Genomic DNA, 12,490 nt, shown 5'->3' on the forward strand with positions numbered 1-12,490 from the left:
ACACCAGACACATAAAAAAAGCAAAGTGCCACGCCCCCGGCGACCGCTAGGGCAACCGAGGCTTGGTTGGGATGATCGGGAACTATCGCTGTGTTGAAGTCTTTGATTGAATACAGTCTAGTAGATTTCTAAAAACAATTAGGTGATTAAATGATTGATAATTTTTTGAATCAATTGGCTAACCTTAACGAATTTAGAGGCTTTTTCGCTGATCTTATTACAAGCTTTATCCCGGTGTTTTTAGGTGTATGGCTTTCTTTAAGAGTCGCACTGAAGAAATTCGTTACTGAGAAATGGTGGGAAAGAAAAGCACAGGCATACGAAAGTGTTATTTCGGCGCTCTACAGTTCATTTCGGTACTTCGATGAGGAACTTGAAGCAAACATGGGTGGTCGCGAAATCGGCGAAGAATTGAAAGAGGAGTTAGATCAGCAGTACAAATCTGGTGATAGAGATCTTACCCAAGCAAGGACAATTGGTGCATTACATCTATCGAAAGATGCGCTGAGTAGATTGCAAACATTCAGTCAGGAACTAAAAAATGCTTCCGAAACTCAGCATTTCGATGAATATTTACACGATACGCATAGTGCCTATACGAACTGCACAAGAGAAATGATAGAAATTGCTAAGCGGGATTTGGGAATAGAGTAAGCCGAAGCAAGATATATTTGCACTATTAGTAGTCACTAGTTTAAATTTTTTTAGGTTAGTACGCTCTTTGTTGTTTTTGCTAACGAGGGCTCCCCCGGCAGCCACAATGGCCACCGAGGGTTTGGTTACGTTGAGTTCCTGTTCAGCACGTAATCAGCGAGCCATTCCCAGTACTGCTCAGCGTTCTGGTAGCCCTGTGATTGGGCGGCCTTGTCCTCCGCCTGTTTTCGGCTGTAACCACAATCGTATTCGAGTATCGCAGCCCGCTCCTCGAAGGCGTCGATGTCCGGGATCATGACGGCAGCCTCACCTGATCGACGATGGCCCGTTTCTGCTCGTCAGAGATGCCCGCTGAGTAGATGCCGTAGGTCAGCTTGTTTTCTGAGCGTGCCGACTTATGGCCAACGAGGGACGCGGTGAAGTGCTCGGGAACGCCTGTACGTTCACACTGGGTGATGAACCACTTCCTCGTGCTATGAAACACCAGTCCTGGACGGTCTAACTCGAGTTTAGTTCTTAGTTCAGCGAACCGCTTGGTGACTTTATCCACCGTTAACTCGGGAAAAAGCTGTCCCTGTTTAGGCAACCGTGTCAGCAACTCCTCCAGCACAGAATGCAACGGCACCAGCCGCTCCGATGCCTCCGTCTTCAGCTCCCTGACTGAGTTAGGTCGAACGTGAGCAAAAACACCAAGATTTCCCTTATTCACGAGATCATCACGCAGCAATCCAGCCGCTTCCCCGGATCGCATCCCTGTCAAAAGACAGAACAACAACACATTGTAGATTTCGTTGTTGGTTTGGCTGAGCAGCTTGGTGACTTCCTCGTCGGTCAGCACAGCATAGGGGGCTGGCTTCACCCGCTGATCGAACAACACGGTCCTGAAAGGGTTCTGATTCAGCTGCCCCTCATAGACTGCCCAGTCGAGGAAGTGATTGACCTGTGCCCAGATACGCTTCTGAGTTCTGACGGTAATCGGGTTTTTCGCCCGTTGAGAGAACACCACTAATTGGTCTAGCCCCAGCCCCCTCGTGCTTTCCGACTTGCCAATGACACGGGACAGGACAGCGATGAGGGACAGAAAGAGCTGACCATCGCCACGCCCCAACGACTGAACAGGCCGGTCACCGAATTTGGAGTCGAACAGCCCCACCGAGTAGCGAACGCTCTTGTAGCCCCCCGGTCGAAGCTCCCCGGCACGTTTTCTGAGATAGGCTCGGGCCAGTTCCGCTACAGTGGTGGTTTTCCTCTTCGACCCGGAAAAGCATATCGGTGAAACATCCACGTGCTCACCGGCCATGGCTGCCCGCAGGAGGCTCACTGTCTCTCTGGATGCCTCTGCCCAGATTTCTTCCGGTTCGGCTGTCAGCGACGCTCTCTGCGGCACTGTGGCAGGATTAGAGGCCAGAACCACCGATGCACCGCTCCGGGCCCTCTCAACGGTCTCAACGTACTTAGAATTGACCTCAGCAGCCCGTGTCTTGGCCACCTTGGGGTCGCCAGTCCTCAGGGATTGCTTCAGGGCCTGAACGCCAAGAATAACGACAACGTCCTTGGGATAGTTTCTTCGGTAAATCCAAGTGTGTTCTTTCAGGTAGGCGTACTTGATTTTAGACATAGCTGTCTCCTCCGGGGCAGTGCCCCAGTTAGAATTTCTGATTGAATTATTGGGATGGCTGGGATGCTGAGCATCCTTGCCGTCAGCGTTGGTAGACTCTGACGATCATTGAGAACTCGGGCTCACCGTAGGACCCAGCTAGTGGGCCAGTCACAGCGATACCGGTCACGCAGTCTTCCTGGACGGTCTGGATTTCAAATAGATGCTCCGGCACCTCGTCAAAGGCCCGGATCACGACGATTGTTCCCTCTCGAAGTTGCTCCAACATCGGTCAGAACTCAAAGTAGGAAAGAAGAACGATCGCTATGATGAGTTGCAAGAACACATCCAGATCGGTGTTCTTGGAGCTGCCCTTGGTCTTGAACAGTGAGCCACCGGTTGCCCAGATGACACCGCCAACAACGGCTAGGATTAACAGAGTTTCGAACATGAGATTCTCCTCGTATCTATCTCGTTTTAGATACGTGGAAGAGCTCGGTTTCATTTGGTGAGTGGGTATGGCTGCTTAGCGGGTTCTTGAAAAGCTGCGTGAAGCGGCCTTTAGCTGATCAAATTGACCATGTTACATTCTACAGTACAGTTTTCCTGAGTTGGACATTGGTGTATGTTGTTGCATGTTCGGGACACGAATGACGGCGACGTAGGACAATCTTGACGTTTTCGCTATCGCGCAACCGGCTGCTTTTTGGGTAAGCCATAAATATAAGAATAGTAAAAACCCCGAAACAGAGACCCGTGTATCAGCTATGATTACCAATGTGCCTTCCGCAAATGACTTGAACAAATCGGCTCTGACGGCGTTCTTTGCAGCATGGCATCCGCTTATTCAACTTTTCGACGATTTCAATCAATCCTTTGGCCTTGAAGACCCTACCTATGCTGAAGAACTTGAAGACTATTATAAGCATTGTCAGGCCGAGCTAGAGACTATTTACGCGCTTGCTGCCCAAGCAAGCGAACTTGCTATGAAAGCGCGAATTTGTGAGGTAAGTCCGTTTCTTCTTTTATTGGGAAACGGTGCATCATTCGGTGAAACCGCTTCGAACATAGATTTCTCTGAGCTCAGGACGATTGATGCGGTTGATTTGCCGAACGCCGTCAACGCGATCTGCCCCATAAAAGTATCAGAAAGCTTCAAACAACGGTTCACCGAAATTCGAAAACTTAGAAACAAGATCACGCACTTGGGCGGTGCAGGGAAAGACTCAGCTCCACGAGACGTTATGAGGCTTCTTGTTGAACAGTATGCCGAATTATGGCCCGATTCCTATTTCCTCAACAACTGGATCGATTACATTGATTCTAGGAGATTTTCATTCTTCCATGATGGCAAGTGGACATCCGCTGAGATGGAGTTTGCCGATATTCAAGAAACTTGTTTCTCATTGTTGAGCAAAGGCGAGTTCAAGAAACTCATAGGCTTCCCGAAGGCCCAACGCCGATACATCTGTCAGAACTGTGTGTATTTAGGGGGGCTTCACAGAAACGACATGGGTTTTGGTGATCTCACCACAGCGTTTTTGCTCGATGACAACACACTTCAATGCCAACTGTGCACTATAACCAGTAAAATTGAGCGCAAGGCTTGTTCTCAAGAAGACTGTAAAGGCAATGTTATCTCGATAGAAGAACCGTTTCCTGGGCAATGTCACACTTGCGGTATGGATCAGTAGCTGCCAAGAACCGCGACTGGCTGCAGCAAGACACTTGGAACGAAACTGGAGACCTATTGGTTTCGAAATTCTCCTCTAACCAGTAAGCCCAGTCCTCTGGATCACTACCGCGAGTTCGTTTGACGGTTCGCCATTGTTGGCCGATTTAGTGATCGTTCACAAATTTTTCGCCTACCTGAGCAATCGGGGAAGTTGGCAGAAACCTCGAACGAAACAGTCAACGTCGTGTTGCTCATCAATTAAAGGGCTTGGTATTGTGTTGCGAAGCAAAGTTCGCATGCGTGACCTTGCCCATGAAACCCGCTACTTTGGTTAAAGCTTTGAGAGTTAATAGGTAGGGCGCATATTGAGTGATTCAGAAAAACGAGCTCAAAGAGTTTCATTGCTTCGCGTTGAATTCGAGAAACTTCTGCAGTTTCACGCAGAGAGCTTCCGTGAAATAGACGCCAAAGCTAAGTATTGGCTCACAGCCTGTCTTTCTGCATTCCTTGGTTTAATGGGCTATGGCTTTCAAAACGCTGAAATTCTATCGATTTATTTCGTTGTAGTATTTGCCGCTGTTAACACTAGCTTGCTAATTGCGATTTATTTTTTTGCTTCAACATTGGGTGTGAAGATGGTGTTGAGCGGCGTGCTTTTACCTGGAACTCGTAAATTCAAGGACATCGAATATTTCTTGGAGAATGACAAGCACTGGGCCGAACTAGAAGTTGACCAGACTCAACAAATCTTAGACTCAATTGCCTCAAATGAACGCCTCAACGCGGCTAAATCTCTAAGCGTTAGATACGCTGAAATCTCACTTTTTCGTGGTGTTCCCGGTTCCGCGTGTTTGGCCGCTGTTGGTACCTTTCTGTACACCGCTGCCTGTCCAAGCTGGCTTGCCGCCGCCACCATCGTTCGAAGCTCCGCTACGACCGGAGCCGCCGTTGTTGCTGGAGCCGTTATTGGAGCCGGATTTTCCGGTGCTTTGATCGTCGTTCGCCATTATCGTGACCCTAAGTAAAACTACACCATAGGTAGTATCCGATTCACCGATCTGATACAATACCTTGGCAGTTAGTCAAATGTGCCCTTCGCCGGTACAACGTTGGAGAACGACTTGTCGGATAACTTACCAATAGAAGTTAGACCTGAAGATTCAGATCTAGAGTCGGGATCGGAACCACGAATTCCTCGTTACAGTAGGGATGTTAACCCAACAAACCTGGTTCTCTCGTCAAATGATCTAAAAGAATTTTGCGAACTGATGATCGAATTCAATGAAGGCGCAAAGAAGCTAGAGTTTGATAGGATAGACAAAACTCAATTTGCGTCAGAACAAGAAGCTTGGGATAGAATCTGTGACCTTCTCCCGATTGAGTACAACTATTTTGCAGCAAACGGAGACTCGGTCACCGGTATAGGTTTGCCAGATGTTGACGGTAGGGCATTTCCCGAAGAGCTAACTTCTTTTTTTGTTTCTAACTCGGCTTACGCTCGGAGAGCAGTAAATGAAAGTCCTCTGAATCAAGTCGAGGCATTTATTGCTTTCGATAAACCGCCGTTGAAACTAGATCTACTAACACTGCCTTCTAATCCCACTGAAAATCGAAGTGTCATCAATATAAACGGTACAGATGAAGCTTGGGTGATTGCGACCACTGAAAAGATTAACGAATTCTTCCGAACACGTGCAGTTACGAGGCCAGTGATCCATGGATCAGGTTCTTATGATTCTTTCACTTTTCTGGCTTTTCTACCTGTTCTTCTTTGGGTTTACTTTCATTTTGGAAGTTTGCTCGTTGACGGATGGTTGGAAAAGCAGTCCATATTTCTCAACGTGATAATTGCAATTTATGCGCTTCTTGTGTCATTGATCGCAGGTAGGTTCGTTTTCCAGTACATTCGGTGGCTATTCCCACCAATGGAGTACTATAAGAAAAGCAGAACCGGGGCGTTTATTCACCGAAGCATTGCCAGTGTGGTTCTTGGCGGAGCATTCCTCAGTGCATTTTATGACATCGGAAAATATGTTCTTGGAGCAATATTCAAGTAGAGTGCAGTCTCGGTCGCCAATACCAGACAACTGCATCATTACTGAGAACGGTAAGGACACAACTGAATGACGAACTCACCTAACATCTGGAGTTTCTTAACGAGCTTAGGAAAGCAGGGGTTTGTTATTTTCATGGGTGCAGTCACGACTACCATTTTGTTGCTTTGGTTCCTTATTCATTTTGTAGCGGAGCCCGGTACTGAAGTTGGAATTCTTGGGCTATTTTCGTACACAAAGCCACTCGATCGACCGAGTGAGTTCGAACAGCTACAACAGCACCTTGTTTCTTATGCAGCATATGAAGATATCTCCGTCCGCATCGCAGAAGATTGCGGTCTTTATTATTTTCGGGATGAACGCGGACAGAAAGTCTACGATATTCTTCATGATGATGTAATTTTGGAGATGCGCAATTTCTATATTGTCGTTGATGGAGCGCCAATCCCTGAAAATCTTCCTACATTTGTACCTATCGTCAATGACGAATTAAACGCGGTGATCGCTAGGATTCGCTACCTATGCAATCGGCAGTTCCTTGAAGAAAACCCAGGCCACCAAGAAGATTTTTGGGAAGAAGAAGAGGTGATTTTCGAACCAGTGATGGCCGAACCAGTGATGGAAGAAGAGATGATTTCCGAACCAGTGATGGCTGAACCCGTACTGGAAGAACCTGAAATCGTTTATGAAGAACCATAGTGGACTACCTTTATGTGCCAAGGGAGGGGCATTTAGAATCCCCTGTAGTCTCGATGGACGATGTCCAATTGAGTGTGTTTCTACACTCAGCCCTCGGTAGTCACACCTCGCTACGCTCGTTACCAACACCCAGACACCCAGCCCTCGTTGCTCTCGGTCGTCCTCAGTTCGCACCAGTCCCTCGCGATGCTCAGTAATCCAAAGGCCCCAGAAACTGCCCCAGATGACAACCTCTGCGGCGGAGGTTGATGGGTATCATCGTTGTACAGGGTTTCCTACCACCCCAGCCAGCACCGCTAACATATTGTTATTACTGTATAATTTACGATTTTCACACGTGTTTTCCGAGGCATTTTGGGGTGCCATAATACCGCAGACACCCTTTTCGCCGGTATTCCTGCTCTTTTCGTGAAAAGTCTGGAATCGCCATTTCCGCGCTAGCAGTTTGCCAGGGCGTCCATCGGGTTTGTTCTTCAGTTAGGAATGTTGCGCTGTGGCAGTAACTCAGAGTGTGGCGAAAACTTCGCGCTGTTCTGACCAGATTGGTGAGAAAGCATGCCGCATCAGCCAGTCGGAAGTGATGCCGGTCGGTTGTCTGCCATCCCGGACAGAGCGGATAACATCCGGAGCCAGGAAAGCCAGTTCGATCAGTTGTTGAATGCGGCGCTTCGAAACACCTTCGGTCTCTGCGATTTCGTCGAAGGTTTTGCCGGAACGAACCAGATCGAAATAGCGGTGTGCGCGCCCAATGTTGCGCAGCAGCGTCTTGTCGATTTCTGCTGGTTCATTGCCGATGATGAGTTTTGTCTCAACACCGCGTTTGCGATGCTGAAACGAGGACGTTATTTTCAGGAGTTCTTCGTCGATACGGATTTGATCCGTGTTGAGGACCCCGGCGAGACGTTCCGCTGAAAGGGCCATGCGGACTTCACCTGGGGCAATGTCGATGCGTTCGACAAATGCCAGATGGGGAACGTGAGCGTTATCTGTTACGCCAGAGTCCAGCTTCCCAAATGATGAAAGCTTTGTACCGAGCTCAGCTGTCTCATCCGTCGTCGCATCGCAGATGATCCCCGCACGGAAGTCAGGGCGATCCATATGCCGTCTTATCAGTTCAGCAACCTTTGTCTCAAGCTCCGGCGCCGGCAACCGCCAGCCTGAGGGATCGCGTGGCGAAGATCCACGGACCAGCCGATGGGACACATAGTACCGGAGCTTTCTTCCCTTGGAAGTCTTTGAATGGCTTGGCGTGAGGCGATCCCCCGTCTGATCGAAGACCTTGCCTGCAAGCGGCGAGACTGACGCTTGCGCACCATCTCGATTGCGCCTGATGAAGGTCCGCCCCTTCGCCGAATTCGATTTGAGCTGTTCCTGAATATCGTCCCAAGTTTCAACTTTGATCAAAGGTTCATGCTGGCCGGGATACACTTTCGCATGATGGCGGATGCGCCCGGCATAGACAGGGTTGGTCAGGATGTAGTGGATGTGTCCATAGCTGAAAGGCGCCCCGCCTTTCACTCTGCCCGAGCACAATGTCCGGACCGGCGTTTTCAGACCCTGTGCATCTACGGCCTCCTTAACCAGCCGGACGTTCTGATGCCGAAGATAGAGATCATAGATCCTGCGTATGACATCGGCATCGGGTTCGGTGATTTTCAGCGACCGGCCGTCGGCGGCATAGCCAAGTGGCACGGTCGCACCCATCCACAGACCTTTTTTCTTCGAAGCCGCGATTTTGTCGCGGATACGTTCCGCGGTCACCTCGCGCTCGAACTGAGCAAAGCTCAGAAGGACATTGAGTGTCAGCCGTCCCATGCTTGTCGCCGTATTGAAGGATTGGGTGACTGATACGAAGGATGCCTCTGCAACATCAAGCCGGTCGACCAGCTTAGCGAAGTCGGCCAGCGACCGGGTGAGACGGTCGATCTTGTAGACAACGATCTGGTCAACGCGTTTCTCATCCACAGACTTCATCAGCCGGTGCAATGCCGGGCGATCAAGGTGTCCGCCCGATATCCCACCGTCATCATATCGAACCGGGAGCAATACCCAGCCCTCATGTTTCTGGCTTGCAATGTAAGCTTCACAGGCCTCCCGCTGGGCATCAAGAGAATTGAATTCCTGTTCCAGCCCCTCTTCCGAACTCTTTCGGGTGTAGATGGCACAGCGGATCTTCCTCATTTGCCCGCTCCTGGCCGAGTGTTAAGCCCGAAGAACCGTGGCCCCGACCAGTTGGTTCCGGTGATACGCAAAGCGATAGCCGACAATGATCGGAAGTGTTTGCCGTTCATCCGGAATCCATCCTCCACGGCTTCCACCTGATATCGCCGACCGTTCCATTCCCGCACAAGCTGCGTACCCACACTGATCTGCTGCACCTGAGTCCGGACTGTTTTACCATCGGCAGCCGCTTTCAACGCCCGCCTGAGGTCGGGTTTGAGGCCTCCGATCTTCTGGCACTGCGCGTGCCAGATCAGGGTTTTACACATGAAGATCATCGACAAGAAATGTGGCGGGGCGTCTTTAAACGCCTCCGCCCATGCCACGCGAAGGGCGGCCCGGTCCATCTGACCGAGCTCCGCCCAACGTCCGCTGATGCCATCAACTTCAGTCATCAAGCGGTGCCCCCGGCCGGTTCGGCTATGACGCGATAGCACGATGGTTTACCGTTTCCCGGCTTCTCCGCAGAAATTTCGAACCCCGCCTTGCGCAGGCCTGTCAGCGCCGCTCGTGTTGTATGCGGCAGCCAACCGAGCTTCTTGCTGATACTGGGGACATCGGCCCCCGCTTTTCGGCTCAGCATCTGAATAAGCTGAGCTTTCTTTGTTGTGCGGGGCTTGTTTGCTCGCGGCCTCGATTTACCGACCTCAGTCGTTTTGACTGCGTCCCGGCTACTGGCTTTGGCTGCTTGTGTCGTCATCATTTTCTCCTATCTCATCGCGCAGGAATAAAGTAATCCTGCTACTGACAAGAACCCGGCATTCCGGGCGGAGAATGTGGCACCTGCTTCTGGGTGCGTCGTAATGACAGTACCGCTCTGTTCGACGGTGAAGTCCAGTCAAAATTCCCAAAAGTCTCTGATATTATTGTGGAATAATCTTCAACATCGAAAGATGTACCGTAGGTTCGAACCCATCTTGCCCAGTCAAACACTTCTTAAAATAGAGTCCGTATTAACCTACCGTGCTATTGTGTCGCGTTCTTTGGGGTTTGACATGAAACTCATCACAAGATTTGAGCTTGCTGCTCTCTCAGAAAACGAACTGCGCGGCTTGCTGCGTAAAGCCTTTAACGCCTTGGTGCAGTCACAGGCGAATAGTCCAGATCGTCGCAATGCGCTGGCTTCATTGGAGAATATTCAGGCTGAGTTGGTTGAGAGAGCGCCAAGTCCTTAGTAGTCCCCTCATCCTAAAGATTCCTTGAGCATCCTTCTTGCAATGGCTTGAACCTTAGTTGGATCTTTAGCGATCGAAGCACTCAACAAATCCTTACTGTATTTTTCAGACAAACGGGATGCGTCCAAATCAAGGCTTCCGATCAAAGTCATCCAATTATTAAAAGGAGATGGTTCTCCGAACTTAGATAAAATTACTCGATCTTGCACCAGCATCTCGTTCAAGTAAAAATACCAACGTTCTTTTGAAAGCCCAGCGATCACCTTATCGGCAGGAGATTGGGCCAAATGAGAAGTTCCATAGTAATTGCCGAGCTTAACGCACAGTACAGCTGTCATGCATTTTGCTAGAGCGGGGCTTGGAATGGAAGTGCCCAAACTTGCTAATTCATTCATTGGTCCCGGCTCATTGTAGAAGTTATTCATCCCCTGATGCGCGGAAATTACCGAGCTGGCGACCTGAATGAATGTCGTCGATCTCAAGTTCTCAGGAACGTAATCAAACCCTTTCACCGCAATTAAAACTGTATGCAAACCCTTTACGGAATCCTTACGGCCCTCACTAAACTCTTGCGCGTATGCCTGCCCAATCTGCCACCTCTCAGGAGCCTTTAACCTGTCCCAATATGTAGGAATTATTAATGCAGCATTTCGAGCAGTATGTTCAAGCTGAGCACCTTTTCCGGACTTAAATAGGGACAATAGAATGCTAACAGCCGTCTTTAGGAAAAAATATGGTGACGACTGCAATTTAAGAAACTCAGGAGAATTGGATGTGAATGTCTCCGCCTCCAGTTTCAGGCGAAAACTCTTAAAATCCTCTGCAACCGCGACGCTTTCATGCCCCAGAACTCCCTGAACACATACGCGAAGGCAGGAGATTGCCTCTTCGCGTGTCATCTCATCTCCATGGTCTTCTGCAGGGTCATTGCCTAACGCGGAAAAATGGGACACAGTTTCTTGAGACTGCATAAGCCTCATGGTTTGCACGGGCGTCAAGATTCCTAAGTCACGCGCAAGCGAGACTGCTTCCGAGTCAGACAAAGATGTGGCGACATCGCTATATTCATCAAGATCAGGGCGTTGTAGCAACTCACCGAGGAATTCCATCCCTACTGAAGCTAGCTGTTTTTTCAGTAGAGCCATCGTTCTGGCCCAAACATACGTCGAGGCCATCTCGAAGTATCCAGCATCGATATTTGAAGTGATTTGCATCTTTTCACGAGGACGAAGTTGTCGCGCCGCAGAAGCAATATCGGCAGGAGCCGACACAGTATCACTTATGGCTACTGTGGTTGGTGCAGCCCACAATTGTACATTTTGATCGTTCATTGCTCACCACCATAGAAAAGAGTATGCCCGTCTTGAGATCGGAACAGGATGCAATCGAGCTGAGTACCAACTAGCGGTTTAAGACCCTCAAAAGCCCTGCGTCGCGCGCCACCAACTACTTGTTCGTTTGCGTCATTTGCTGCGTCTGCTGGTCTGAAGAAAACGCGGTAAGCCGAAACGCGTCCCAGTCCGTCCATCACAATAATTCCGTCGCATCTTAAGAAACCTTTCAGCAGTTCTTCACACTGCTGCAAGGACAGAATGGATTCCGCCGAATTTGTAGTTTTAAGTTCAGAAAATGCACTGAAAAAATCTAACAACGGTTCAACATGGACGGCATCTTGCAATTCAATAGCAGCTTCGAAGTCTAACTCATTTCCGCAAACCAGTATTGTACCATGGCAAGAAGTAAGCAGGGCATCAAGCAACCGAAAGAAGTAAAGTGAAAACTCAGTTTGAAGCTTTTCGTTTTCTATTTGTGTTCCACACTTGTCAGCAAATTTCGAGATTGGCTCTTCCGAATTTGAAAGTTCTCTCAGTGTTGAAAAGAGAAGTATCAATCCGTGACCCCTGGACCCACGAATATCAATCGTATTTGTACTTGCTTTACGGATTAACACACTGAACTGATCGGGGTTTATTCCAACGCCCTCGTGAAGTGGAATTGCTGTTGGTGTTTTAAAATAGGTAAAGACACCATATCTTACTTTATCATTTCCTTCATCTCGTTCGATGTAGATGTACCAGTTCGTTCCCGATAGCGGCGCACAGTCTTTTAAAATTCTAGGCCCTGCTTCAGATGCCAGGTTAGCCTCCCCAATCACATGATGTATTGAGCCTGGAAATGCGGTGAGAAATTCATCTACGGAGTTGCAAAGGACGATTGAAGGCAAAAACTCGACGCCCTCTTCCTTATAGCTAAGCAAAGCTCCGGCAAGATATGATAACAAGTCTTGGCTACCAGCACATGAAAGCCCTTCATCGTTTAGTAGATCACTTATCCCTCCAGTTGTCTGAGCTCGAAAGCTGACAAGATTAGGTTCAGGCATAACAAAATTCTCTTCAATGACTGATAGATTAATTTG

The 12,490-nt window shown here is 49.0% G+C and carries 15 protein-coding genes; 6 read left to right on the forward strand and 9 right to left on the reverse strand.

Annotated elements, in window-relative coordinates; all coding sequences use genetic code 11:
* Positions 1-150: 150 nt before the first annotated feature.
* Positions 151-654 carry a hypothetical protein gene (locus J4E70_RS16245; protein WP_213890697.1) on the forward strand — a complete coding sequence of 168 codons (504 nt, stop codon included), beginning with the start codon at positions 151-153 and terminating at the stop codon, positions 652-654.
* 125 nt (positions 655-779) lie between these two features.
* Here J4E70_RS16245 and J4E70_RS16250 read toward each other — a convergent pair whose 3' ends face one another.
* From J4E70_RS16250 to J4E70_RS16265, 4 genes are all read right to left on the reverse strand, one after another.
* Positions 780-950, reverse strand: a complete 171-nt coding sequence (locus J4E70_RS16250; protein ID WP_213890698.1) for a hypothetical protein — start codon at positions 948-950, stop codon at positions 780-782.
* Entirely contained in the window at positions 947-2,272 is a 1,326-nt protein-coding gene (locus J4E70_RS16255; protein WP_213890699.1) for a DUF6538 domain-containing protein, read from the reverse strand. The genes J4E70_RS16250 and J4E70_RS16255 overlap by 4 nt, the downstream gene beginning before the upstream one ends.
* An 82-nt stretch (positions 2,273-2,354) precedes the next feature.
* The gene (locus tag J4E70_RS16260) at positions 2,355-2,540 is read right to left on the reverse strand and encodes a hypothetical protein (protein WP_213890700.1); all 186 of its coding nucleotides are present in this window, start codon (positions 2,538-2,540) and stop codon (positions 2,355-2,357) included.
* Positions 2,541-2,543: 3 nt separating this feature from the next.
* Complete coding sequence (locus J4E70_RS16265) at positions 2,544-2,702, reverse strand: hypothetical protein (RefSeq protein ID WP_213890701.1); 159 nt, start codon at positions 2,700-2,702, stop codon at positions 2,544-2,546.
* Between the two features lie 316 nt (positions 2,703-3,018).
* On the opposite strand from J4E70_RS16265, the gene J4E70_RS16270 reads away from it, so the two are divergent.
* The 4 genes from J4E70_RS16270 (at position 3,019) to J4E70_RS16285 (ending at position 6,679) form a co-directional block, all read left to right on the forward strand.
* A complete protein-coding gene (locus J4E70_RS16270; protein ID WP_213890702.1) occupies positions 3,019-3,945 on the forward strand; it encodes a hypothetical protein in 927 nt (308 codons plus the stop codon).
* Between the two features lie 346 nt (positions 3,946-4,291).
* Positions 4,292-4,951 (forward strand): hypothetical protein, encoded by a 660-nt coding sequence (locus J4E70_RS16275; protein WP_213890703.1) that lies wholly within the window; start codon positions 4,292-4,294, stop codon positions 4,949-4,951.
* A gap of 96 nt (positions 4,952-5,047) precedes the next feature.
* Entirely contained in the window at positions 5,048-5,983 is a 936-nt protein-coding gene (locus tag J4E70_RS16280; protein WP_213890704.1) for a hypothetical protein, read from the forward strand.
* 66 nt (positions 5,984-6,049) lie between these two features.
* Positions 6,050-6,679, forward strand: coding sequence for a hypothetical protein (locus J4E70_RS16285; RefSeq protein WP_213890705.1), 630 nt, complete (start codon positions 6,050-6,052; stop codon positions 6,677-6,679).
* 504 nt (positions 6,680-7,183) lie between these two features.
* Here the strand turns inward: J4E70_RS16285 and J4E70_RS16290 are convergent.
* The 3 genes from J4E70_RS16290 to J4E70_RS16300 are packed head-to-tail and all read right to left on the reverse strand — an operon-like array spanning position 7,184 to position 9,599.
* Positions 7,184-8,860 carry a recombinase family protein gene (locus J4E70_RS16290; RefSeq protein ID WP_213890706.1) on the reverse strand — a complete coding sequence of 559 codons (1,677 nt, stop codon included), beginning with the start codon at positions 8,858-8,860 and terminating at the stop codon, positions 7,184-7,186.
* Positions 8,857-9,294: a DUF2924 domain-containing protein gene (locus J4E70_RS16295; RefSeq protein WP_213890707.1), complete on the reverse strand. Its 438-nt coding sequence runs from the start codon at positions 9,292-9,294 to the stop codon at positions 8,857-8,859. Before J4E70_RS16295 ends, J4E70_RS16290 begins: the two co-directional genes overlap by 4 nt.
* Positions 9,294-9,599 carry a DUF3489 domain-containing protein gene (locus J4E70_RS16300; RefSeq protein ID WP_213890708.1) on the reverse strand — a complete coding sequence of 102 codons (306 nt, stop codon included), beginning with the start codon at positions 9,597-9,599 and terminating at the stop codon, positions 9,294-9,296. Before J4E70_RS16300 ends, J4E70_RS16295 begins: the two co-directional genes overlap by 1 nt.
* A gap of 295 nt (positions 9,600-9,894) precedes the next feature.
* Between J4E70_RS16300 and J4E70_RS16305 the strand changes: the two genes are divergently transcribed.
* A complete protein-coding gene (locus J4E70_RS16305; protein ID WP_213890709.1) occupies positions 9,895-10,074 on the forward strand; it encodes a hypothetical protein in 180 nt (59 codons plus the stop codon).
* 8 nt (positions 10,075-10,082) lie between these two features.
* Here J4E70_RS16305 and J4E70_RS16310 read toward each other — a convergent pair whose 3' ends face one another.
* Both J4E70_RS16310 and J4E70_RS16315 read right to left on the reverse strand, forming a co-directional pair.
* The gene (locus tag J4E70_RS16310) at positions 10,083-11,405 is read right to left on the reverse strand and encodes a hypothetical protein (RefSeq protein WP_213890710.1); all 1,323 of its coding nucleotides are present in this window, start codon (positions 11,403-11,405) and stop codon (positions 10,083-10,085) included.
* Positions 11,402-12,454: a hypothetical protein gene (locus J4E70_RS16315; RefSeq protein ID WP_213890711.1), complete on the reverse strand. Its 1,053-nt coding sequence runs from the start codon at positions 12,452-12,454 to the stop codon at positions 11,402-11,404. Before J4E70_RS16315 ends, J4E70_RS16310 begins: the two co-directional genes overlap by 4 nt.
* Between the last annotated feature and the right edge of the window lie 36 nt (positions 12,455-12,490).

The sequence above is a fragment of the Pseudohalocynthiibacter aestuariivivens genome, from assembly GCF_018457175.1.
Lineage (GTDB): Bacteria > Pseudomonadota > Alphaproteobacteria > Rhodobacterales > Rhodobacteraceae > Pseudohalocynthiibacter > Pseudohalocynthiibacter aestuariivivens.

What these genes read in the sequence shown, in the direction of transcription:
- J4E70_RS16245 (WP_213890697.1), top strand. Translation starts at nt 151, where the DNA reads ATGATTGATAATTTTTTGAATCAATTGGCTAACCTTAACGAATTTAGA.
- J4E70_RS16250 (WP_213890698.1), bottom strand. Translation starts at nt 950, where the DNA reads ATGATCCCGGACATCGACGCCTTCGAGGAGCGGGCTGCGATACTCGAA.
- J4E70_RS16255 (WP_213890699.1), bottom strand. Translation starts at nt 2,272, where the DNA reads ATGTCTAAAATCAAGTACGCCTACCTGAAAGAACACACTTGGATTTAC.
- J4E70_RS16260 (WP_213890700.1), bottom strand. Translation starts at nt 2,540, where the DNA reads ATGTTGGAGCAACTTCGAGAGGGAACAATCGTCGTGATCCGGGCCTTT.
- J4E70_RS16265 (WP_213890701.1), bottom strand. Translation starts at nt 2,702, where the DNA reads ATGTTCGAAACTCTGTTAATCCTAGCCGTTGTTGGCGGTGTCATCTGG.
- J4E70_RS16270 (WP_213890702.1), top strand. Translation starts at nt 3,019, where the DNA reads ATGATTACCAATGTGCCTTCCGCAAATGACTTGAACAAATCGGCTCTG.
- J4E70_RS16285 (WP_213890705.1), top strand. Translation starts at nt 6,050, where the DNA reads ATGACGAACTCACCTAACATCTGGAGTTTCTTAACGAGCTTAGGAAAG.
- J4E70_RS16290 (WP_213890706.1), bottom strand. Translation starts at nt 8,860, where the DNA reads ATGAGGAAGATCCGCTGTGCCATCTACACCCGAAAGAGTTCGGAAGAG.
- J4E70_RS16295 (WP_213890707.1), bottom strand. Translation starts at nt 9,294, where the DNA reads ATGACTGAAGTTGATGGCATCAGCGGACGTTGGGCGGAGCTCGGTCAG.
- J4E70_RS16300 (WP_213890708.1), bottom strand. Translation starts at nt 9,599, where the DNA reads ATGACGACACAAGCAGCCAAAGCCAGTAGCCGGGACGCAGTCAAAACG.
- J4E70_RS16305 (WP_213890709.1), top strand. Translation starts at nt 9,895, where the DNA reads ATGAAACTCATCACAAGATTTGAGCTTGCTGCTCTCTCAGAAAACGAA.
- J4E70_RS16310 (WP_213890710.1), bottom strand. Translation starts at nt 11,405, where the DNA reads ATGAACGATCAAAATGTACAATTGTGGGCTGCACCAACCACAGTAGCC.
- J4E70_RS16315 (WP_213890711.1), bottom strand. Translation starts at nt 12,454, where the DNA reads ATGCCTGAACCTAATCTTGTCAGCTTTCGAGCTCAGACAACTGGAGGG.